Origin of the sequence: Halosolutus gelatinilyticus (assembly GCF_023028105.1) — an archaeon.
GTDB classification, from domain to species: domain Archaea; phylum Halobacteriota; class Halobacteria; order Halobacteriales; family Natrialbaceae; genus Halosolutus; species Halosolutus gelatinilyticus.
Map to the genome: position 1 here is coordinate 3,692,023 of NZ_CP095491.1, position 21,363 is coordinate 3,713,385.

General features: G+C 65.3%; 20 protein-coding genes and 1 tRNA gene. 14 read left to right on the forward strand and 7 right to left on the reverse strand.

Annotated features, from left to right (window positions below):
• Window positions 1-485: 485 nt before the first annotated feature.
• From MUH00_RS18125 to MUH00_RS18145, 5 genes are all read right to left on the reverse strand, one after another.
• Window positions 486-1,169: a DUF2391 domain-containing protein gene (locus MUH00_RS18125; protein WP_247001015.1), complete on the reverse strand. Its 684-nt coding sequence runs from the start codon at window positions 1,167-1,169 to the stop codon at window positions 486-488.
• A gap of 93 nt (window positions 1,170-1,262) precedes the next feature.
• A complete protein-coding gene (locus MUH00_RS18130; protein ID WP_247001017.1) occupies window positions 1,263-2,390 on the reverse strand; it encodes a DUF63 family protein in 1,128 nt (375 codons plus the stop codon).
• 25 nt (window positions 2,391-2,415) lie between these two features.
• On the reverse strand, window positions 2,416-3,252 hold the full coding sequence (locus MUH00_RS18135) for an inositol monophosphatase family protein (protein ID WP_247001019.1): 837 nt from the start codon (window positions 3,250-3,252) through the stop codon (window positions 2,416-2,418).
• A gap of 96 nt (window positions 3,253-3,348) precedes the next feature.
• Window positions 3,349-3,771, reverse strand: a complete 423-nt coding sequence (locus MUH00_RS18140; protein ID WP_247001022.1) for a universal stress protein — start codon at window positions 3,769-3,771, stop codon at window positions 3,349-3,351.
• A gap of 932 nt (window positions 3,772-4,703) precedes the next feature.
• A tRNA-Leu gene (locus MUH00_RS18145) sits at window positions 4,704-4,786 on the reverse strand.
• 224 nt (window positions 4,787-5,010) lie between these two features.
• Between MUH00_RS18145 and MUH00_RS18150 the strand changes: the two genes are divergently transcribed.
• The 7 genes from MUH00_RS18150 (at window position 5,011) to MUH00_RS18180 (ending at window position 10,632) form a co-directional block, all read left to right on the forward strand.
• Window positions 5,011-5,496, forward strand: a complete 486-nt coding sequence (locus tag MUH00_RS18150; RefSeq protein WP_247001024.1) for a DUF309 domain-containing protein — start codon at window positions 5,011-5,013, stop codon at window positions 5,494-5,496.
• A gap of 127 nt (window positions 5,497-5,623) precedes the next feature.
• Window positions 5,624-6,421, forward strand: a complete 798-nt coding sequence (locus tag MUH00_RS18155; RefSeq protein WP_247001026.1) for a M14 family metallopeptidase — start codon at window positions 5,624-5,626, stop codon at window positions 6,419-6,421.
• Window positions 6,422-6,578: 157 nt separating this feature from the next.
• The gene (locus MUH00_RS18160) at window positions 6,579-7,283 is read left to right on the forward strand and encodes a DUF502 domain-containing protein (RefSeq protein ID WP_247001028.1); all 705 of its coding nucleotides are present in this window, start codon (window positions 6,579-6,581) and stop codon (window positions 7,281-7,283) included.
• A 102-nt stretch (window positions 7,284-7,385) separates the two neighbouring features.
• Complete coding sequence (locus MUH00_RS18165; protein WP_247001030.1) at window positions 7,386-8,966, forward strand: acetolactate synthase large subunit; 1,581 nt, start codon at window positions 7,386-7,388, stop codon at window positions 8,964-8,966.
• A 138-nt stretch (window positions 8,967-9,104) separates the two neighbouring features.
• Complete coding sequence (locus MUH00_RS18170) at window positions 9,105-9,449, forward strand: glutaredoxin family protein (protein WP_247001032.1); 345 nt, start codon at window positions 9,105-9,107, stop codon at window positions 9,447-9,449.
• A 122-nt stretch (window positions 9,450-9,571) separates the two neighbouring features.
• Window positions 9,572-10,153 carry a DUF7110 family protein gene (locus MUH00_RS18175; protein WP_247001034.1) on the forward strand — a complete coding sequence of 194 codons (582 nt, stop codon included), beginning with the start codon at window positions 9,572-9,574 and terminating at the stop codon, window positions 10,151-10,153.
• A gap of 161 nt (window positions 10,154-10,314) precedes the next feature.
• Window positions 10,315-10,632 carry a zinc ribbon domain-containing protein gene (locus tag MUH00_RS18180; protein ID WP_247001036.1) on the forward strand — a complete coding sequence of 106 codons (318 nt, stop codon included), beginning with the start codon at window positions 10,315-10,317 and terminating at the stop codon, window positions 10,630-10,632.
• 153 nt (window positions 10,633-10,785) lie between these two features.
• Here MUH00_RS18180 and MUH00_RS18185 read toward each other — a convergent pair whose 3' ends face one another.
• A complete protein-coding gene (locus MUH00_RS18185; protein WP_247001038.1) occupies window positions 10,786-11,433 on the reverse strand; it encodes a hypothetical protein in 648 nt (215 codons plus the stop codon).
• 408 nt (window positions 11,434-11,841) lie between these two features.
• On the opposite strand from MUH00_RS18185, the gene MUH00_RS18190 reads away from it, so the two are divergent.
• The 7 genes from MUH00_RS18190 (at window position 11,842) to MUH00_RS18215 (ending at window position 20,046) form a co-directional block, all read left to right on the forward strand.
• A complete protein-coding gene (locus MUH00_RS18190; protein ID WP_247001040.1) occupies window positions 11,842-12,393 on the forward strand; it encodes a hypothetical protein in 552 nt (183 codons plus the stop codon).
• 176 nt (window positions 12,394-12,569) lie between these two features.
• Complete coding sequence (locus MUH00_RS18195) at window positions 12,570-13,661, forward strand: DNA-methyltransferase (protein ID WP_247001042.1); 1,092 nt, start codon at window positions 12,570-12,572, stop codon at window positions 13,659-13,661.
• Window positions 13,662-13,692: 31 nt separating this feature from the next.
• Complete coding sequence (locus MUH00_RS18200; protein ID WP_247001044.1) at window positions 13,693-15,360, forward strand: gamma-glutamyltransferase family protein; 1,668 nt, start codon at window positions 13,693-13,695, stop codon at window positions 15,358-15,360.
• A gap of 102 nt (window positions 15,361-15,462) precedes the next feature.
• Entirely contained in the window at window positions 15,463-18,603 is a 3,141-nt protein-coding gene (locus MUH00_RS18205) for a PAS domain S-box protein (RefSeq protein ID WP_247001046.1), read from the forward strand.
• 102 nt (window positions 18,604-18,705) lie between these two features.
• On the forward strand, window positions 18,706-19,005 hold the full coding sequence (locus MUH00_RS18210) for a HalOD1 output domain-containing protein (protein ID WP_247001048.1): 300 nt from the start codon (window positions 18,706-18,708) through the stop codon (window positions 19,003-19,005).
• 133 nt (window positions 19,006-19,138) lie between these two features.
• Window positions 19,139-19,246, forward strand: coding sequence for a DUF7989 family protein (locus MUH00_RS23345; protein WP_486606278.1), 108 nt, complete (start codon window positions 19,139-19,141; stop codon window positions 19,244-19,246).
• A 404-nt stretch (window positions 19,247-19,650) separates the two neighbouring features.
• Complete coding sequence (locus MUH00_RS18215; RefSeq protein WP_247001050.1) at window positions 19,651-20,046, forward strand: SPW repeat domain-containing protein; 396 nt, start codon at window positions 19,651-19,653, stop codon at window positions 20,044-20,046.
• A 6-nt stretch (window positions 20,047-20,052) separates the two neighbouring features.
• Here the strand turns inward: MUH00_RS18215 and MUH00_RS18220 are convergent, their stop codons facing one another.
• Window positions 20,053-20,523, reverse strand: coding sequence for a sensor histidine kinase (locus tag MUH00_RS18220; RefSeq protein ID WP_247001052.1), 471 nt, complete (start codon window positions 20,521-20,523; stop codon window positions 20,053-20,055).
• Window positions 20,524-21,363 lie beyond the last annotated feature (840 nt).

The following is a 21,363-nucleotide window of genomic DNA, read 5'->3' on the forward strand; positions in this document are numbered from 1 at the left end:
CTAGTGGCAGACTACCATTCACCGTTTGTCACGTTAACCTCGTCGACGGTCTCGGTCGGAAAGGGTGCAATACCACAGTTTAGAAGATTGTTCAGTTCCTACGAACTATCGGGAAAGTAGACGTGGTACTACAGAAACGAGGATGCGAGCGTCTCCCGCGCGAATCCGGCGCATCCTCAACCGGCTTTCTACCCGAATTCGGTCGTTTACGGGCCCCAGAGTCCGAAATTTCGATGCCCTTGAATCGTGGTAGGATCAGCCTGACGGTCCGAACGATCGATCGCGGAAACGGACAGTACCGGGCGGGTCCGATCGGTCGCCGTTCGTGTTGCTCGAGCGCTTGAGAGTCAGCCGGTTCGGCACGAGGTCACGGGACCGATCGACACTCGACGCGATCGGGCTCGGATCGCGCCGCGAGTTCGAGCGCGGTCGAGCTCGGAGCGCCGCGGATCGGCCCCGCATCCGATCGCAACGCGCGACGATCGTCACTTGTTCGGGGAGACGATCTCGTCTAAGTTCTCGATCGTGACGTCGTGACCTGCGCTCTCGCCGGGGAGGATGTCGCCCAGCGCGGCGCCGATCGCGCCCGCCGTCCAGACGACCGTGATCCGGGCGAACGCCTCCAGGGGCGACGGGTCGTCGACGGCGAGTCGACCCCACGTCGCCAGCAGGACCGCCGCCGTCAGAAACGAAATCGCCAGCACGCCGATCAGCCGACGGGGAACAACGCCGAAGAGCGGGTTCGTCACGTTCACCTCGCGGATGTCGGTCCAGTAGAGGAGCCCAGTCGTCAACACGACGACGAAGGCGACGTTCCCGACGAGGTAGATCGGAATCCCCGCTCGGGTCGTCCCGACGAAGTGGTCCGCGATCACGAAGACGCCGTCCTCGACGAGCAGCGGGAGCGCGAGCAGGATGGTTCCGACGAACGCTTCGGCCATGTCTCGGGCCGTGTACTTCCTGATCCCGCGCCCGACCGCGTCCAACCCCGGAATCCGGCGAGCGACCGCCATCGTCTCCCGAACCTGCTCGCGCTCGTCCGGGTGGTCGACGAGCTCCTCGAGCTGTTCGAGCCGATCGAGCAGCTGGTCGACGTCCGGCTCCGACGGGATCTCCGCGGGCGCCGGTCCGCCAGAGTCGGGCGGGGAATCGAGATCGGGATTCGACATTCACACGCATATCCGAGACGAACACGAAAAGCGCGTCGACCCGAGGCGGGGCCGTCCGCAACGAGACTGGATCGAGGGCGTTCGTGCCGTGTCTCAGACCCCGAACGTCGCCCGAAGCATGTCGCGGGTGCCCGGGCCGAGGCCGACCGCGACGACGACGATCATGAACAGGTAGGCGTACTGTGGGCTCTCATCGAAGAATTCCCTGTCGAAGAGGCCGATCACGAGCACTGCCGCGGCGATCTTCACGAGCAGGAACGGCCACGCCGCCCCGGTCACGGCGACGACTTCGGGGGGAAGGATCGCGCCCGTGTACTCAACGATCGCCGCGTTGACGGGGTGTTTTGGGACCAGGTTGTTCGGGAGGCCGAAGGCGGTCGCCCAGTCGAGGCCGATCACGTTCGCGACGCCGTCGATCGCGTGCGCCCAGATGACGACGATCCCCATGTACCGCGTGCCGCGGTTGATATCGGGAGCGATCCGCTCGATCGCGATCCACGTGATCGCCGTCACGACCGTCGCGCCGACGAGCGTCGTGACGAGGAGGAGCGGATACGTCGTCGCGTACTCCTCAGTTGCGGCGGTGTAGCCGAGGTAGCCGACCGTAACCGCGAGACAGGTGCCGCCGATCGCCGCGAGCGGGTACTCGTAACCCGGGACGTAGTCGTTCCGGTCGAGCCAGACCGAGACCACCACCGCCACCAGCGCGATCAGGAAGACGGTGAAGTAGATCAGCGGGCTGATTAGAAACCCGACCCACGGGAGGCCGATCGCGAGTTCGCCGGTCTCGCGGTAGGCGGCGACGTTCGCGTCCTCGACAACCCGTAGGGCGCCTCCGAACAGGAAGAACGGGAACAGCCCGTAAAAGCCCGCACGGTAGCGCTCGATCTCCAGGCGCTGGATGAGGAAGATGACGCCGATCGCCATGAGGATCAGCGTCGGAATGTAGCCCGCGTAGGAGACGAACGTGTAGCCGGGCGCGGCGGTCGGCCCGGCGCCGGCCGGCGCGTCGTTACAGTGTACCTGCTGGCCGTCGGCCCACGCGATGCAACTCCAGCCGTGGGCGTCGGCGACGACCGGCCCCCAGTAGTACTGCCAGATGAGGTCGACGTAGATCCGCTGCGGGAAGGCCAGCGCGGCGAGCGCCACGCCGGCGGCGAGGACCGCGACGGTCGCGGCCCAGAGCCGTTCGGCCCCGTACCGCTCGATGTACTCGTCCATGATCGGTATCCTTCTCGGCGGGCGCCTAATGGTTCCGGTTTCCCGACCGGTTAGTCGAGTTATTCGAGTCGATCTCGTGGACGGCCGCCAGCAATTCGTCGTGAATTCCCCCGTTCGACGCGACCAGCCCCCGACTGTCGTGGCGCCACCGATCGCCGTCGAGGTCCGTGACGGTCCCGCCCGCCTCGCGGACCGCGCGGACGCCGGCGACGCTGTCCCACGGGTTCATCCGCACGTCCGTGACGACGCCGTCGAACGCCCCCGAGGCGAGCAGCATCAGTTCGAGTTGCGCGCAGCCGAACCGGCGCATGTCGTCGAACCGCGTGACGATCGATCGGACGAGTGCGGCGTACCGATCGCGCTCGTTCAGGTCCCACCACGCGGTCGGACAGACGGTGCAGGTCTCGGGATCGGTCGCCTCGCTGACCGACACCGACTCGTCGTTGCGAAAGATCCCTTCGGGACCGACGCGATACGTATCGCCGAGCGCCGGAAAGACCGCGCCCCCGGCGATCGGTTCGCCGTCCTCGACGGCGGCCACGGCCGTCCCGAACGCGCGGATGCCGTCGACGAAGTTGTTCGTCCCGTCGATCGGGTCGACGATCCAGGCCGGCCCCGTCTCCGGAACCTCCTTCAGCGCATCCTCCTCCTCGCCGACGATCGGCTCCTCCGGGAACGCCGATCGGATCCGCTCGATGACCGCGGTCTGGGCGTCCCGATCGGCCTGCGTCACCACGTCCGTCTTGCTGCCCTTGAGTTCGACGTCGATCCCGGTTCGAAAGCTGTCGGCGGCGACGTCCGCTCCCGCGGCGGCCGCCCGAACCGCGACGTCCGCTCGTCGCTGCGCATCGGAGTCGCTCATTGGTTGCGGTCCACCGACCGGCGAAAAGGATCTACCGGTTCGGGTCGACCGCGCGCTACTCGGTCCGTCCGCCGCGATCGGTTCGTCGGACCCGACTCATCTGACGACGGTCACCGGAACCGGCGACCGCCGAACCACGTGTTCTGCGACGCTCCCGAGCAAGAACCGGGCGGCACCCTCCCGCCCGTGGCTACCAATCACGACGCCGTCCGCGTCGGTTTCGTCCGCGAAGGAGACGATGGTTCGAGCGGTATCGCCGAGTTCGCGGACCGTTTCCATCTCGCGATCGTGTTCGGCGGCGATCCGCTGTGCGTCTTCGAACAGCGCGTCGGTCTCCCGGTTCGCGTCCTCGTACCACCCCTCGAAGGTCTCGCCGGCGACGATTCGGTTTATCCCCGCCTGTGGGTCGATCACGTGGAGCGCGACGACCGACGCGTCGGGGAACGTCCTGAAGGCGTACGCGAGCGCCTCGGCCGCCAACGACCCGCCGTCGATCGGAACGAGGATTCGATCGCCCATACTCTGCCGTCACTCCTCGAAACAATAAATCGGTGGCAGAACGTGGGAGATGCGTCTGGAACGGTCCGTGCGCGAAACAAATATTCTCGATCATTCTCGGCGGTGAGACGCAACAGATTACATCTCGACTGGGTATTCGGCCAATAGTGAGTTTGAATTGATTCATCCCCGCGCCATTTCACCCGCGTTAATGGGCGGCGTACAGTCCGAATGCCCCTTGTGTTATTATTCGAATTACAGCACTATCTACTCCACCTATCACCCGCACTATTCAACGATCAGGGAACCACTTCTGATTACAATTTGTACATTTAAGTTCAACATTCGTTTCTGGTTCAAGTAGTAAACTGGAATTTTCCGGACCACAGTTAGGGCAAATATCACTCTCCATAGCCGTTTGTTGACTCTCGATGATGAAAAGTCGCCACTCATCACACGCGAGGTGTGAGAAAACGGGTTACAAAACAGCCTTCAGATCTACCTGCATACTTACCGTTCCCGCAATGTGGATTGTTCCACGCTACCTGTGTTAGCAGAGATATTCGAACGACGGAGTCGATTAGGAACGGCCGGACACCAGTTCATTGACTCCGTCTGGGCGAAACGAGAGGAATGATCACAGGTCGGATTTCCCACGAATCGAACGCAGCCTTCATTTCTCCCGCCCTAATCGCGCCTGACTCGACTGTACAATAGATTCCTGTACTGAACGCGAGTTTCATAGCTCAATCTGGAGAAAGGAGCCGTATTATCAACTACTGCCATTCAATTCATCGAGGTGCTTATAGAGGTGCATATCACGTAAGTCACCACTTCTGCCTACCCATGTACTGTTCCGGACGCGGAACCGAATAACAGCCCTAACCAATATTAATTTCAGGAGAGTTATTGCGAGGGAAGATCGCTGCGTGTTGATCTTCCGCATCTTACGATGCGAGGGGAGGGAATTGAACCCACGAACGTCTACACGAGCGGATCTTGAGTCCGCCGCCGTTGGCCGCTTGGCTACCCTCGCACGCATGTCGTGATTGTGTCGTGCCGTATGAATACCCTGCGATTTTCGCTCCGGGTGTCGATCGATTCTCGCTTCGGTCGCCTCGGCGGGCCACATATGTCGTCGGGATCGCGTCCGCTCCCCGGAACAGGAAACGGCCACGAGCGAGCTAGTGATCGCGTTCTCCCAGGAGACTGAATGGGCCGCACCGACGGAGTTACCCGTCGTCCGAGCGAATCGCCGCCATGGACGACCACACCCGCGACCCGACGGTCCCGGCGCCGGCGGGGGATCCGACCGGCTGGCTCCCGACCGAGGACCGGTGGGAGCACGGGACGCTCCGGCGGGCGGTGATCCACGGCGTTCGGCTCTTCAACTCGGGCGAGTACCACGAGTCCCACGACTGCTTCGAAGACGAGTGGTACAACTACGGCCGCGGCTCCCTCGAGAGCATGTTCTGCCACGGGATGGTGCAGGTCGCCGCGGGCGCGTACAAGCACGTCGACTTCGAGGACGACGGCGGGATGCGATCGCTCTTCCGAACCGCGTTGCAGTACTTCCGCGGCGTTCCCCGCGACTACTACGGCGTCGACCTCCTCGACGTCCGGACGACGATCTCGAACGCGATCGACGAGCCGACGCGGATCGAGGGCTGGCTGATTCCGCTCGACGGGGATCGGCCGACCGCCCGGCCGATCGACTACGAGTACGCCGAGTCGCTCGACGCGTGAGTTTGACGCCGGGACGCACCACACATTCGTCTGGCACTGTTCATTGTCACCACGCATCGAGGATATCGGGTTCTGGGGGCCGGAACGGACCGAATCGCATTTCAGGCCGGGGACCAACTATCATCCGATGAGAGTGGCACAGCTCGGGTCGGGGACGCCGGAGATCGCGGTCGTCGCCGGAATCCACGGCGACGAACCCTGCGGCGTGAGAGCCGTCAAGCGGCTGCTCGACGATCGCCCGACCGTCGAGCGTCCGGTCAAATTGATCGTCGCCAACGAGGAGGCGCTCGAACGGCGGGTCCGATTCGTCGACGAGGACCTCAATCGGGCGTTCCCGGGCGATCCGGACGCGAAGACGCACGAGGGGCGGCTCGCACACCGGCTTGTCGAGGAACTCGAGGGCTGTCTCGCCTTCTCGATGCACTCGACGCAGAGCCACGCCGACCCGTTCGCGATCGTCAACGGGCTGAGCGACACCGCGGCCGAGATCTGTCCACAACTCCCCGTGGTCGCGATGGTCGAGACGAGCAACTTCTCGGAGGGGCGGCTCTTCTCCGCGGTCGAGACGATCGAGGTCGAGTGCGGCCTCCAGGGTTCCGAGACGGCCGCGGAGAACGCCGATCGGCTGACGCGCGCGTTCCTGACCGCCGTCGGCGCGTTGCCCGGCGACACGGTCCGCCGCGACCTCCCGGTCTATCGACTGACCGACGTCATCCGCAAACACCGGGCGGACACGTACGAGGTGTTCGTCGAGAACTTCGAGGAGGTCGAGGCCGGCGACCCCTTCGCCGCCGCCGACGGCGAGAAACAGGTCGCGGACGAGTCGTTCTACCCGGTGCTCATGTCCCCGTACGGCTACCGGAACGTCCTCGGCTACACGGCGGAGAAAATCGGCGTCCTCCGGTCGGCGACGACGGCCGAGTGAGCGCCCGATCCCGGTTTCGGTTCCTTCGCTCGCGCTCGCCGATTATGGTTGTCGATCGGTACCGTCGATCGGTGCCGATCTTGTCGTTGGCCGAATGGTCCGCCTGCTTTACATCGCAACCCCAACCCCGAGAACGGAGACCGTCGAACGCCCGGTGATGTCCCGTTCGACGTCGGCGCTCAAACGGTGGCTCGGAAACGGAGTCGCGATTACGATACCGCTCGCGGTGACGCTGCTCCTCCTCAGCGTCGTGGTGAACTTCGTTCTCAGCGCCCTCTCGCCGGTGGTGCTCGCCGCGATCTACCTGTGGCCGAACGAACCATCCACTGTCGTCGTCCAGGCGACGACGCTGCTCTCGCTGCTCGGATTGGTCCTGCTGGTCGGGTTCGTCGCCGATCACACCTCCGGAACGCGCGTCTCGCGAACGGTCCACGAGACGGCGGAGTCGATTCCCGGCGTGAGCACCATCTATGCGAGCGTCCGCCAGGCCAGCGACGTCCTCGTCGACGACGACACCGACCAGTTTAAGGACGTCAAACTGGTCGAGTTCCCCCACGAGAACGCGCACATGCTCGGCTTTCTCACCTCGGAGACGCCGCCGGTGATCGAGGACTGCGTGGGGGAGCGCGACATGCGGACGATCATGATCCCGCTGGGACCGAATCCGACGACGAACGGCTTCGTCGTCCACGTCTCGGACGAACACGTCCGCGACGTCGACATGTCGATCGAGGCCGCGGCCAGATCGATCGCCACGCTCGGCGTCGTCACCGAGACCAACGGGGACTCCGCCGCGACGGAGGGCACCGACGGATCCGATCGATCGACGGTCGTCGATCGGCCGTCCGTCGACGCCGATTGACGGCCCGCGAGGGGCGATCGCTCGTCGTCGTCGCGATCGGGGATGGACGTATCAGAACTCGTGTATGGAGGTATCTTCTGGCAGGGGATGGTAGGGGCGTGCATGCCGAACGCATCCGACCTGCTCGTCACCTGCCTCGAAGCCGAAGGCGTCGAGTACGTCTTCGGCGTGCCCGGGGAAGAGATCGAGGAGTTGCTGTTCTCGCTTCGGGACTCGACGATCGAATTCGTGCCGACCCGCCACGAACAGGGCGCGGCGTTCATGGCCGACGTCTGGGGTCGGCTAACCGGCGAGGCGGGCGTCTGTTGTGCGACGCTCGGGCCCGGCGCGACGAACCTCATCACCGGCGTCGCGGACGCCCACCTCGACAAGAGCCCGGTCGTCGCGATCACGGGCCAGGGCGATCGGGATCGACTGCACAAGGAGAGCCACCAAGCGCTCGATATCGTCGACGTCTTCGAGCCGATCGTCGAGTGGAACGCCCAGATCGCCGAACCCGAGATCGTCCCCGAATCGATCCGCAAGGCGTTCAAACTCGCCGAGTACGAGAAACCCGGCGCAACCCACCTCGAATTCCCCGAGGACGTCGCGGTGGAACCGATCGACGCCGGCCCGATCCCGATTCGCGACCCCGTCCGGCGGCCGGATCCGGACGACGCCTCGGTCGACCGGGCCGCGCGACTGATCGAGTCCGCCGAGTACCCCATCATCCTCGCGGGCAACGGGGCCGTTCGCACGCGCGCCGCCGACACCATCCGCAGCCTCGTCGATCGTCTCGGTATCCCCGTCGTCGCGACGTACATGGGGAAGGGCGCCATCTCCGATCGGGAACCGGCCTCGCTGATGACCCTCGATTCCGGGCCGAACGACGAGGCCGCGCGGGCGATCGATCGCGCCGACTGCGTCGTCGCGGTCGGCTACGACATCGCCGAACACGATCCGGCGGGCTGGAACCCCGACCTCAAGAAGACGATCGTCCACGTCGACCACGAACCCGCGGAGGTGTACCGCCACTACAATCCCGACGTGGAGATCGTCGCGGACGTCGGTGCGGCGGTCGCGGCGATCGACGACGAACTCTCGGCGGAGGCGTGTTCGCTCTGGTGTCCCGAACTGCACGACAGCCTCCTCGAGACGGTGACGGCACCTCCGGACGCGGACGACCCGGTCACCGTCGAGAACGCCCTCCCGTTGCTGCGCGAAGCCATGGCCGACCAGGACGTGTTGCTCTCGGACGTCGGCAGCCACAAGATGGCGATCGCGCGATCGTTCCCGGTGTACGAGCCCAACACCTGCGTCATCTCGAACGGACTGGCGAGCATGGGTATCGCGGTTCCGGGCGCGATCGCGGCCGACCTCGCGGTCGACGCGAACGTCGTCGCCGCGACCGGCGACGGCGGTTTCCTGATGAACGCCGCGGAACTGGAGACGGCGTCGCGACTCGACTGTGGCTTCACGGTGATCGTCTTCAACGACGAGGACTACGGCCTCATCTCCGAGAAACAGCTCCAGCACCGCGACGAGTACTTCGGGACGCGACTCACGAACCCCGACTTCGTGACCTTCGCCGAGAGCTTCGGGATCGAAGCCCGCCGTCCGGAAACCTGGACCGAGATCGATCGCGCGTTCTCGGCGGCGATTCCCTCCGACGACCTGACGCTGATCGAACTGCCGCTGGACTGACGGGGCGATCGACGGGCGACCTCCGGTCCGATCGCTGACGCAGGTTCGAACGATCGAGATCCGACCGGCGATAGAGATGACAGTATGATTACGCGACACGACGCAACTTCTATCCCGTTGACGACCATACCTCCGCCCATGGACTTCCCACCGAACCAGGGGCTCGATCAGGAAGAGGTCGACGAACGCGTCGCAGCGGCGATCGAAGAGAACGAGGTCGTCCTCTTCATGAAGGGAACGGAACTCATGCCGCAGTGTGGATACTCTCGACGGGCGCTCGGCCTGATCGATCAGTACCGGGACGACTACGAGACGGTCGACGTCCTCGAATCGCTCGACGAGTACCGCGCGGCGCTCGACGAGCGCAGCGGCTGGGAGACCATCCCCCAGACGTTCGTCGACGGGGAGTTCGTCGGCGGCTCGGACGTCCTCGCGGAACTCGAGGAGCGGGGTGAACTCGCCGAAACGCTCGGGAAGAAGTAATCGCACCGTCACGATCGATGGTACATTTATGTTGACAGACAGTTGACGCAGTTAATAGCAGATCATATAAGTCACGCGCTCGTACTAGGAACCCAGCGACCGTCGTCGTACACCTTCCCACTATGTCAACAGAGGAATCCAGACACGTATATCGGCTGCACTCCACCCTCGAACTACCGCTCGAAGACCTCCGCGAGCACGTCGCGGAGGCCGAGTTTCCGGACGGGGTAACGGACGTCGAGATCACGCGCCGAAACAACACGCTCATTCTCAAAGCCGTCGCGGAGGACGAATCCGTCAGCAAGTACACGCCGACGGCCCAGCTCAAGGCGAGCGTCACCGAAAACCGCGTCTACGAGGAGGACCCGGACGAACGACGCAACTCCTTCCGCTGGGACGAGGACGAGGAAGAGGAGATCGAGTCCGAACTCGTCGAGTTCGCCGCGTTCAAGGGCGATCGCGAGACCGTATTGCAGAACTCGCTGCTGCAGTACGAGATGTTCCTCGTTCTCTGTGACATCGCGAAGGCAGCCGAGAAGGGGACGCTAACCGCGATTTCGGAACGCGGCGGGGAGCTGGAGGCGACGCGGATCGTCGAAGGCGACGTTCGGCCGGCCAACATCGAAGTCGTGGAGGGGCCGCGAGACACCGGCTCCGGACAGGGCGGCGTCAACTGGCGGGACAACAAGTTCATCAGCGACTGACGCCGGCGACGAACGCCGTCCCGATCCTCGACGGACGGTAGTGACGAATATACCGAGCGCCGACGCGCGATCGCGTCACCCGGATCACGTCCCGATCGCCCGACGCATCAACGAATAGGACTACGAGAAAGCCTATCTCAGTCGGAGCGATACGGAAACCCATGAACGATCCGGGAACGTATTCGATCGTCGGTCGGCTGGCGGTGGCCGGCTTCGTGATGATCGCACCGACGCTGCTCTTTTTGGGGCTGGTTCGTGGACTGGAACACCTGCGCAACGACGCGTTCATCGACGAGTGGCTCCGAAAGGAGGGGCGCGATCCGGCGGCGCTGGAAAACGACGACGTCCTCGCCGTCCTGGCCGACGGCGTCGGTCTCGACCCTGACGGATCGACGGACAGCGACTGCCTGCTCTGTGGCGCGCCGAACCGATCTGACGGGATCTACTGTCAGGATTGTCTCGGACAGTTCTCGTCGTAACGTCCCGCGTCCTCGTCGAACACACCGCGAAAATCCCCGGCGCTGAGCGAGAGCGGTGCCGTCGATCGAGGGAGACCGGAACGTCGGCGCAGTCGGCAGTAGCCGGATCGAGTCGACCGGAATCGAACGGAGCCGATCGGTGACCGGATCCGATCAGGGATCGAGAACCAACTGGAAGCGCCGCTGGTGGGCCAGGAAGGAACAGAGCACGAAGACAAACACGCCCAAGTGGAGGGCGTCGACCCAGGGGGTAACCGTGGTGACGCCGACGGAGAGCGGCGGCAAGACGAGCGACCAGTCGGTAAACCACGCCGCAGAGAGGAGGGCCGCGGCCCCGGTGGCGAGCAACAGCGACGGAAGCACCGGCGTGACCGAGACCGCGATCGATCGGCTCGATCGGCGGAAAGCCCGTTGTTCGATGGAAAATTGGACGATCAGAATCCCGGCGAGGACGCCGGTCGCGACGATGACGCCGGCCGCCGCGCCGATCAGTTCCGCGAGGAGCAGCCAGACGACCCAACCGGTGGTGAGTACGAGCGCGGCGCCGAGTCGTCTAGGCTGGAGGAGGTCGCCGACGCCGCTTACGGTGGCGCCGAAGACCCCGGTTCTGAGCAGCGCGCCGCAGAAGAGAATGCCGAGCCCCGCGAGCGCCGTCGTCACGGTCCGGCTCCCGATCACGAGGCCGAACCAGAGACCGACCGCGAGCGCTTCGACCGCTGTAGCCGACAGCGCCGCGGTCACGCCGACCACTCGGCGTCGAGTCGTCCGGCCCAGCACCTCCGGCTGTCGGATGACGCTCATGCTCGGTCGCTCGGCGGCTACCGGCTTCGTTATGCGAGGGTTTCGCACAAATTGGCCCGCAGTCCGCCGAACCGGTTGCCCGCTGTGACTTTATCGATCCCCAATACGTGATTTACTCGGCGCCACGGCGAGTTGAATCGGCGTGGCGGCGGCGACTCGTCGCCGCGCGAACCTGATCGATCGCGCGGCGTTCGTCCGAGAAGGATCGCCCGAGCCGTTCGCGGCGAAGCGAGGGGTGGCAAGTCGGAGGCGGACGGGTTCGCCGAGCGAATCGCCCGACGGAATCCGGAGTAGCTGACAGTTATCGGCGTCGAGAGCGGCGGTAGCCGACGTGTAACTCGCGAGGATCGACGGAGCAATTCGAAACGGTGAACAGAACTATGTACGGGGATGTGGTCGGCTCGGATTATGCCCGAAACGGAAGGACAGGACAGGTCGCTATCCGAGCTCGTCGTCAAGGAAGCCGTACAAAAAGGGATGGACACTCCGCTGCGCGACTCGATCCTCGAGGGCGTCGAAGAGGCGGGCGAAACGCAATCCTCGGCCCGCCGACTCCCGCTCACGGGGGCACTGGTCGGCCTGGGGGCGGCCGTGGGCTACCTCGCAGGCAGGGAGTCGCTCGACCTGGAGGAGACGCCGCTCGAGGACGTCCAGGAGCCGGAGATCATCGAGGACGTCGTCGAAAGCGACGAAACGGGCGCGGTGGAATCGATGATGGAGGACGAGGAAGAAACCGAGACGTCCTCCTCGCGTCGACTGCCGCGACTGCTCGCCATCGTCGGCATTATCGCCGGCGCCGCGCTCCTCCGGCGGCGACTCTCCGGGGGCGAGGAAGAGGAGTGGGAGCCGATCGAGGAGTTCGAACCCGCGACCACCGCCGGGATGGACGAGGACGAGGAAGAAACCGAAGAGGAAGCGGGCGACGAAGTCGAAGCGGGCGCGGAAGACGAAGAGGAGTAGGGTAGTCCTACACGCGACTCCAGGCTCGTTCTGCCGGCGGGGACGCGATCGCCCTTTTAAACCCATCCGATCGCCGAACGGCGGCGCGACCGCGAACCACGGAACGGAGTCCGTCTCGGAACCCACCGAACCGACATCGCGAACACTAAGGGGGCGACGACGACAGTGTGACAGCAATGGAGACGACCCATCGCGCGTTCGTCGGCGATGCCCGCGAGCTGTCGGCGATCGCCGACGAGGCGGTCGAACTCGTCGTCACCTCGCCGCCGTACCCGATGATCGAGATGTGGGACGACCTGTTCGCGGAGCTCGATCCGGCCGTCGGCAAGGCGCTGGACGCCGGCGACGGCGCCGCGGCGTTCGCGGCGATGCACGACCAGCTCGATCGCGTCTGGGACGAACTGGCGCGGGTGCTCGTCGACGGCGGCATCGCGTGCGTCAACGTCGGCGACGCGACCCGATCGGTCGACGGAAGCTTTCGCGTCTACCCGAACCACGCGCGCATCCTCCGGGCGTTCGAGTCGCGAGAGTTCGATCCGCTGCCGGACGTGCTCTGGCGCAAGCCCGCGAACAGCGCGGCGAAGTTCATGGGCAGCGGGATGATCCCGCCGAACGCCTACGTCACCCTCGAACACGAGTACGTGCTGGTCTTCCGGAAGGGATCGGAGAGCCGCTCGTTCGAGCCCCGGGCCGATCGCCGGTACGAGGCGGCCTACTTCTGGGAGGAACGAAATCGCTGGTTCTCCGACGTCTGGACCGACGTGCGGGGCGAACTGCAGGCGCTCGACGGCGACGCCGTCGACGACGACCTCCGGGACCGGTCGGCGGCGTTCCCGCTCGAACTCCCCTACCGGCTGATCTGCATGTACTCGGCCTACGGAGACACCGTCCTCGATCCGTTCTGGGGGACCGGCACGACCTCGCTGGCCGCGATGTGTGCCGGCCGGCACTCGATCGGGTACGAACTCGAACCGGCGTTTCGAGAGGTCTTCGACGATCGGGTCAACGAGGCACCCGCGCTGTCGCGATCGATCGGCCGAACGCGCCTCGAGCGCCACCGGGAGTTCGTCGACCGGCGCCGCGCCGACGGAACGAAGCCAGGTTACGAGGCCGAGCACTACGACACGGCCGTCGTCACGAAGATGGAACGCGGGATTCGGCTCCGCGAGGTGACCGGCGTCGATCGAACCGACGAGGGTTACCGGGTCGAACACGCGCCCCTTTCGACCGCGCCCGACGCGGCCGCGTCGGAGTCGGCCGACCACTAGAACTTAGCCGATCGCCGCCCGTGTTCGGACCGTGCAATCCGAACCGGATCTCGACCGATTCGACTCGCGCCGGTCGACGGTCTACGCGAACCGCGGGATGGTCGCGACGAGCCAGCCGCTCGCCGCGCAGGCGGGCGTCTCGATCCTCCGGGACGGCGGGAACGCCTTCGACGCCGCGGTGGCGACGGCGGCGGCGCTCAACGTCGTCGAACCGACCTCGACGGGCCTCGGCGGGGACGTCTTCGCCCTCTACCGGACGGCGGACGGCGACGTCGGGGCGATGCGTTCCTGCGGCCCCGCGCCCGCCGAGGCGACGATCGAGGCCGTCAGCACCGCCCTCGAGAACGACGCCGAGTTCGATCGGTACTACCCGTCTTCGCGCGGGTACGCCGTCGACGGAACGGAGTCCGGGGACGACCTGGAGATGCCCTTCCTGGGGCCGCACGCGGTCACGGTTCCGGGGACGGCCCGCGGCTGGGAGGCGACGGTCCGCGAGCTCGGTCGCAAGACGCTCGGCGAGGTGCTCGAACCCGCGATCCGGTACGCGATCGACGGGTTCCCCGTCTCGCCGGTGATCGCCCACCACTGGCGAGCCGCTGATACCCTCTTCACCGACGAGCACGCCCGCGAAGCGTACCTCTTCGACGGCCGGTGTCCGGACCCGGGCCAGACGGTCGCGTTACCCCAACTGGGCGACTCGCTGCGAACGATCGCCGAAGACGGCGCCGACGTCGTCTACGAGGGCGACATCGCGGACGCGATCGTCGATGAGGTCCGATCCGCCGGCGGGTTCATGAGCCGCGACGACCTCGCCGACTTCGAACCCGAGTTCGTCGATCCGATCAGCACCACGTACAACGGCGCCGAGGTGTACGAACTGCCGCCGAACAACCAGGGGCTGATCGCGCTGGAAGCGCTGAACATCGCCGAGGAGATCGGCGCCGGGGACCGCGCGTACGACTCGCCCGATCGCGTCCACGCCTTCGCCGAGGCGACGAAACTCGCGTTCGTCGACGGACACCGCTACGTCACCGACCCCGCGTTCGAGGGCATTCCGCCGCTGGCGTCGAAGTCCTACGCGCGCGAGCGAGCGCGGGCGATCGGCGACGAGCCGATTCGAGATCCGGCGATCGGCGTGCCGAACGCGAACGCCGAGGATGCGGACACCGTCTTGCTTACCGTCGGCGACGAGGACGGCAATCTCGTCTCGTACATCAACTCCCGATTCGCCGGCTTCGGGAGCGGTCTCGTCGCCGGCGAGACGGGGATCGCGCTCCAGAACCGCGGCGCGTCGTTCTCGCTCGACCCGGACCACCCGAACCGTCTCGAACCGGGGAAACGACCGTTCCACACGCTGGTCCCGGCCGTCGCGAAGCTGGCGGACGACGACTGGCTGGCGTTCGGCGTCATGGGCGGCTACATGCAGCCCCAGGGCCACGTCCAGGTACTCTCGAATCTCGTCGACTACGGGATGGACCCGCAGGCGGCGCTCGACGCGCCGCGCTGGCGGTACCGGGAGGACGGAACGCTGGGCGTCGAGAAACGGCTTCCGAACGCGGCGAAACTGGCTCGCCGAGGCCACGACGTCCGCGTCCTCCCGCCGGTCACGTTCGGCGGCGCCCAGCTCGTCCGTCGGCGCGGCGGAACGCTCGCGGGCGCGACCGAACCCCGGAAGGACGGACTCCCGATCGGGTACTGACGATCACCGATCGCGAATCGGTCCCCGATTTCCGTTTTTTCACCGGTCGGATCCGATGACGATCGACGCGAGATTTTTACGTCCACCGCCCCCAGCGAGGATATGAACCGCGGTGTCGCGAGTGCGGAGACGCTCCCGATCCGGGTGCTCGTCGTCGGCTCGTCGGCGTGGACGCGCGACGTTTCGACCACGCTTGAGAGCGACGTCACGGTCCACGGACCGATCGCGGAACTCGACGGCGAGGAGCTCGCATCGACCGACTGCGTCCTCACGGACGATCGGACCGCGCTCTCGGATCTCGAGGATCATCCGGCACTCTTCGTCGTCGACGGCGAGCGCGACGTCGACGGGATCCTGGCGGACGGTGCCGACGACGTTTTCCCGGTCGGCTCGGTCGACGACCCGTCGCTGCTCGCCCACCGGCTTCGAGAGACGATCCGATACTCGTCCGCGACGGTCGCGCTCGAACGGCGGGAGGAGTGGTACCGAGCGCTCATCGAACGCTCGTCGGACCTGCTCGCAGTCCTCTCCGAGTCGGGGCGCGTGACATACGTCAGTCCGTCGGTCGAGCGCGAGATTGGGACCGATCCGGCGGACCTCCTCGGGAGTTCCGTTCTCGAGAACGTCCACCCCGACGATCGAGACGCCGTCGTCGAGACGTTCGACGCCGTTCGCGCGGACGAACCCGGTACCAGTCGAACCGTCGAGTATCGGTATCGAACCGAGGACGCCGGCTGGGGCGTCTACGAGGCGGCCCTGACCAACCGGCTCGAAGATTCGATCGTCGGCGGCGTGGTCGTCTCGGTGCGCGACGTGACGCAGTTCCACCGCGTCGAAGAGGAACTCGCCAAGTCGTTCGAACGCGTAACCGACGCCTTCTACGCGCTCGATACCGACTGGCGGTTCACGTACGTCAACACGCGAGCCGAGGAACTCCTGGGCTACTCGCGCGAGGAACTCCTGGGCAACGACATCCGAGAGCTGTTTCCCCACGGCCACCGATCGGAGCTGTACGATCGGTTCGAACACGCGATCGCGGAGCAGGAATCAGTTTCGTGGGAACGGTACTCCGAGTCGCTCGACATCTGGATGGAGATCAGCGCGTACCCGTCCGAAACCGGCCTCTCGGTCTACTTCCGCGACATCTCCGAGCGGGTCGAGCGCGAACAGGAACTGACCGAAGGAACGGAACGGCTCCAGGCGCTGGTCGAAAACGCCCCGATCGTCCTCTACGTTCTCGACAGCGACGGCGCGTTCACCCTCTCGGAGGGACGAGGACTCGAGAACATCGGCGTCGAATCCGCCGAGATCGTCGGCGAATCGGCGTTCGACGTCTTCAAGCGGTATCCGGCGGTCCGGCGCGACGTAACCGCCGCGCTCGACGGCGAGTCGGTCCACTCGCAGCGGCGGATCCGGGATCGCGTTTTCGAGGCGTGGCACCAGCCGGTCGCCCGGAACGGCGACGTCGACCGGGTGATCGGCGTCGCCGTCGACGTCACGGAACGAGTGCAGTATCAGGAGACGCTGAACGCCCTCCACGAAGCCACCAGCCACCTGCTGACCGTCGAGTCGAAACAGGCCGCCTGCGAGTACATCGTCGACGTCGCCACCGACGTGCTCGACATCGACAGCGTGGTGTACCGATTCGACGATCAGCACAACGAACTCCTGCCGGCGGCCTACGCGACGGGACTCGAGGCGACGATCGGTCGGCCGCCGCGGCTCGAACCCGACGCGGGGCCGGCGTGGGACGCGTTCGTTTCCGGAACGCCGTCCGTCGTCGACGACCTCGATCCAGATGAACGCGGGTTCGCGGAAGAAGCCGACGTTCGGAGCGGACTCTACGTCCCGCTCGGCGAACACGGTGTGCTCGTCGCGCTCTCGACCGAGCGCGCCGGCTACGACGACGACACCGCCGAACTGGCGGACCTGTTCGCGACGACGGCCGAAGTCGCGCTCGATCGGATCGGTCGAGCCAGACGGTTACACGATCGCGAACGGGAACTCAAGCGCCAGAACATCCACCTCGAACGGCTGAATCACGCCAACCAGGTTCGACAGGACATCGAACAACTCCTGTTGCTGGCCGACTCGCGGGACGAGATCGAGGAGGGCATCTGCGACCGGCTGGTCGAACTCGAATCCTGTTCGCTGGCCTGGATCGGCGACCCCGACCCGGGCGGCAGTCAGATCCGACCTCGGGTGCAGTCGGGACTCGATCGCGGCTACCTCGACTCGATGACGGCGACGACGGTCGACGACACGGCCGCCGAACCGACCGGCAGATCCGCCCGTTCCCGGTCGCCGACTTACGTCGAGAACGTCGCCGATTCGGTTCGCGACGGCGCCTGGCGGGCCGAAGCCCTCTCGCGAAATTTCCAGTCGGTGTACGCCGTGCCGCTCGTCTACGACGGGTTCCTCTACGGCGTCCTCTCGATCTACGGCGACGATCGGGACGTCTTCGACGAGACGCTTCGATCGACCGTCGCGGAACTCGGCGAAACGATCGCTTACTCGATCGACGCCGTCAAACGGAAGAACGCGCTCGGCGACGACGATCGGACCGAAGTCGAACTCGAACTCGAAGCCGAATCGACGCTCTGCCGACTGGCCTCGCGTCTCGACGCCCGACTCGAGTTCGAGGGGGCGACGTCGCGCGCCGACGGATCGACCATCGTGTTCGTCGCTGCCGACTCGGGGCTCGACGCGGACGACGTAGAGGATGCAGCCGCCGTCGATGGCCTGGCCGACGTCTCGGTCATCGCCAGCGGCGACGAGGAAATCCTGTTTCAGTGCCGGCTTACCGGCCCGTTTCTCGACTCGATCGTCGACGCCCACGGCGCGACGCTGCGGGGATTCTCGACCGACGGCTCAAGGGCGCGGGCGATCGTCGACGTGCCCGACGCGATCGAAATCCGCGAACTCCTGTCCGAGATCGGGCAACAGGGCTTCGCAGCGTCGATGGTCGCGCGACGCGAACAGTCCGCGACCGCGCGGGCGCCCCTCGACGCGCACGGACGAAACGCGTTACTCGAGACCCTGACCGACAGACAGCGGGAAGTCGTTCAGACGGCCTATCACGGCGGGTTCTTCGCCTGGCCGCGGAATACGACGGGCGAGGCGATCGCGGACTCCCTCGGGATTTCGCCGCCGGCGTTTCACAAACACGTCCGCTCCGTCGAGCAGAAACTCTTCAGGGCGTTGTTCGACAACGCGGTGGTTGAGGGGGGGTTAAACAGATAACCGCGTCTCAGAAACTACGTTACACAGTTAACGGCCATTCTCTTTACACCCGACCCCAAACAGGGCGATGTCTTCCCACTGCGTATTGGGGGTGCGTAACTGATGACTGAGATAACGCCACAATCGCCATCCGCTTCGACGGATGATCACTACGCTGTACAGTACGACCGACTTGGCGACGAACCGCTTAGCGTCGCCATTGCAGACGCCGTCGCGACCTTCTGCGGCGACGACGTCATCGAACTCGAGCCACTACACTATGCGATCAACGCCGACGCGCTCGAGCGGCTCTTCGAGCCGCGCGCGGACGGGCTCCGATCGGGGGGGACGGTAACCTTCGAGTACCACGATTGCATAGTGACGGTCGAATCGACCGGCGAAATTCGCGTCTCTTCCGCGTAACGACCCGCTTCTTCTCGTTTTTTCCGCCGGATAGTGTCGGATCGTCGGTCGCACCCGTGATGTATAAACACATTATATTGTAATTACACACCGTACGCAATGCCTAAGTGGACCTTTCGTGTCCCACCCCGTAATGGCAGAGCAACCCACCCAGACGATGAAAGACGTGAGCCACACGCCGCCGAACGGCGATTCCGTCACCAACGTGTGGCACCGCGGCCACGCGACGGACGCGACGTAACCGACACGCCCTCTCGCCGTCGGCGACGAGGCGGGAATCGGCGATGCCCGGTTTCGAGTCCCCTTCTCCGAGGAGCTGCCGGGACGGGTGCCTCTTCCGTTCGTTCCGCGATCCGACTTCAACTACGGACGCGGTCGCCGATTTCCGGCGCGGTACCTAGGTGCGTCCCTTGGCTCAGCGATCGATCCCCACGCCCCATCTCGGCCGGCGGTCGTTCGCGCCCGATCGGGCGTCACCGACCACCGTGGAACCGCGGTTCGATCGGGTCGACGCCGCGAAAACGATCGCGTTACGGGCCGGTGCGAGACGCCGGTACGGGCGCCTGTCCCGCGGTATTAGTATGCGGATGATTCACCCGCGAAACAGACGCCACGCTCAAATAGCTCGTATCAGTACTGCATACTATGACGGAGCGACACTCCGCCACCGAGGCACCGACGCTGGTCGTGCGAACGGCAGGGGTGACGGCGGTGATCGGCGTTTTCATCCTCTTTTCGTCGGTCGTGTTCACCATGTCCGGCCTGATCGGAATCCACAACGTCCTCGTCGGCGCCGCGATCGCGACGATCGCGTCGTACCACGCCTTCCGGTCCGACGAGCAGCGGTCGCCGAGCGTCGTCATCGCGGCGGTCCTCGCCGTGCTCGGACTGTGGATGATCGCCTCGCCGTTCGTGTTCGGCGTCTCGAGAGACCTCATCATCTGGCTCAACGTGGCGACCGGCGTGCTCGTCACGGCGCTGTCGATCGCGGGCGTCTACGGTACGTTACAAACCTCGACGGCGGCGCGAGCGAACGCGTGAGGAGAGTCATGGGGCGTTTTCGCCGACGATCAGGTCCTCGGTGCCGTCAACGTCGATGCGCCGATCGAGTTCGACGACGAACACCGTCCCACGGGGGTCGTTCGCTTCGGCCCGAACGTCGCCGCCGTAGCGATCCACGAGCGTTTCGACCAGATAGAGCCCGAGGCCGGACCCCGACGATTCGGTACCTTTCACACCGGGCTCTCCGATCCCGGATCGCTTCGGATCGGGCAGACCCGGCCCGTTGTCGGACACTCGCACCACCACCGTCTCGGGATTCGTCTCGATCGCCACCGCCACTCGCGGCGTCCGCTGGTCGTTGTGCTGGACGGCGTTTCGAAGGAGGTTCTCGAACACGGAACGGAGCGCTTCGTCCGCGACGACGACCGGTCGATCCGCGTCCGATTCGAGCGTCAACTCCGCGTCCGGATACTCGGCTCCGACCCGATCGACCGTCTCTTCGAGCAGTTCGTCCACCCGAACCGCTCGCGGTGCTCCTCGTTGCTGCTGAGGCGACTCGCGATGGCGGCGAGTTCGGCGATGTGATCGGCACGGTTCGCGATCTCTCGGAGAGGATCGGCGTCGAACCCCCGTTCTCAGTCGACTGTTCGCCCCAGTCCTGATCGGCGTGCTGCTCGAGTTGGTCCCGGATGAGAAAATTGTTGCCGCTGTAGTGACCGATCAACAGTTCGACGACAGCGCTGCGAAGCGCAGCCCTATTCAGAATGTCCAGCATGTCCGTGAACCCGCCCACGCGACCCACGAGCGAAAACCAGACCAGGACCGGCGTCAGTATCGCTCCCAGAAGGCACCACGCTGCGATTCGCGGCATGACGGCCCCGTCGTCGGCCCACGTGAGACGCCGCCAGACGTAGCCGATCAACGTCCCGGCGTAACAGAACGGGAGCACGAGCGTGTCACCCGAAGGTCGAAGATCGGAGCGGCGATCGCGATACAGCCTCTGAGCAGCGGGATCAGAAGCGCTACGCCGATCGCGACGATCACCGCGGCGCCCAGATAGTGATCCGAACCGTCCGCTCGAGACACGTCCCCCTACGCCGCGAGAGCACAAAACCATCCGAGATACCGCCGATGAACGTCCCACTCCCTGATACGTTCGCCGGATGGCCCAGCGCGACGTAGTTGACTTGTTGTTAGTCAATCGACCGCTTTGCGCGCGAGAACGGTCTTCCCATCCCGCTCGGGCCGGAGGTGGGTACATCCGGCGCAGCGGGATATGGAGTCGTGAACCGACGGAGAAGCTGTTCGGTTTCGTTCCCTCGATGAAGCAGACCTGGTGGAACGAATTTGGCATCA

Excerpts from the sequence above, each read along its gene's own strand:
- MUH00_RS18125 (WP_247001015.1), bottom strand. The coding sequence starts at position 1,169 with ATGTCGAATCCCGATCTCGATTCCCCGCCCGACTCTGGCGGACCGGCG.
- MUH00_RS18130 (WP_247001017.1), bottom strand. The coding sequence starts at position 2,390 with ATGGACGAGTACATCGAGCGGTACGGGGCCGAACGGCTCTGGGCCGCG.
- MUH00_RS18135 (WP_247001019.1), bottom strand. The coding sequence starts at position 3,252 with ATGAGCGACTCCGATGCGCAGCGACGAGCGGACGTCGCGGTTCGGGCG.
- MUH00_RS18140 (WP_247001022.1), bottom strand. The coding sequence starts at position 3,771 with ATGGGCGATCGAATCCTCGTTCCGATCGACGGCGGGTCGTTGGCGGCC.
- MUH00_RS18150 (WP_247001024.1), top strand. The coding sequence starts at position 5,011 with ATGGACGACCACACCCGCGACCCGACGGTCCCGGCGCCGGCGGGGGAT.
- MUH00_RS18155 (WP_247001026.1), top strand. The coding sequence starts at position 5,624 with ATGAGAGTGGCACAGCTCGGGTCGGGGACGCCGGAGATCGCGGTCGTC.
- MUH00_RS18160 (WP_247001028.1), top strand. The coding sequence starts at position 6,579 with ATGTCCCGTTCGACGTCGGCGCTCAAACGGTGGCTCGGAAACGGAGTC.
- MUH00_RS18165 (WP_247001030.1), top strand. The coding sequence starts at position 7,386 with ATGCCGAACGCATCCGACCTGCTCGTCACCTGCCTCGAAGCCGAAGGC.
- MUH00_RS18170 (WP_247001032.1), top strand. The coding sequence starts at position 9,105 with ATGGACTTCCCACCGAACCAGGGGCTCGATCAGGAAGAGGTCGACGAA.
- MUH00_RS18175 (WP_247001034.1), top strand. The coding sequence starts at position 9,572 with ATGTCAACAGAGGAATCCAGACACGTATATCGGCTGCACTCCACCCTC.
- MUH00_RS18180 (WP_247001036.1), top strand. The coding sequence starts at position 10,315 with ATGAACGATCCGGGAACGTATTCGATCGTCGGTCGGCTGGCGGTGGCC.
- MUH00_RS18185 (WP_247001038.1), bottom strand. The coding sequence starts at position 11,433 with ATGAGCGTCATCCGACAGCCGGAGGTGCTGGGCCGGACGACTCGACGC.
- MUH00_RS18190 (WP_247001040.1), top strand. The coding sequence starts at position 11,842 with ATGCCCGAAACGGAAGGACAGGACAGGTCGCTATCCGAGCTCGTCGTC.
- MUH00_RS18195 (WP_247001042.1), top strand. The coding sequence starts at position 12,570 with ATGGAGACGACCCATCGCGCGTTCGTCGGCGATGCCCGCGAGCTGTCG.
- MUH00_RS18205 (WP_247001046.1), top strand. The coding sequence starts at position 15,463 with ATGAACCGCGGTGTCGCGAGTGCGGAGACGCTCCCGATCCGGGTGCTC.
- MUH00_RS18210 (WP_247001048.1), top strand. The coding sequence starts at position 18,706 with ATGACTGAGATAACGCCACAATCGCCATCCGCTTCGACGGATGATCAC.
- MUH00_RS23345 (WP_486606278.1), top strand. The coding sequence starts at position 19,139 with ATGGCAGAGCAACCCACCCAGACGATGAAAGACGTGAGCCACACGCCG.
- MUH00_RS18215 (WP_247001050.1), top strand. The coding sequence starts at position 19,651 with ATGACGGAGCGACACTCCGCCACCGAGGCACCGACGCTGGTCGTGCGA.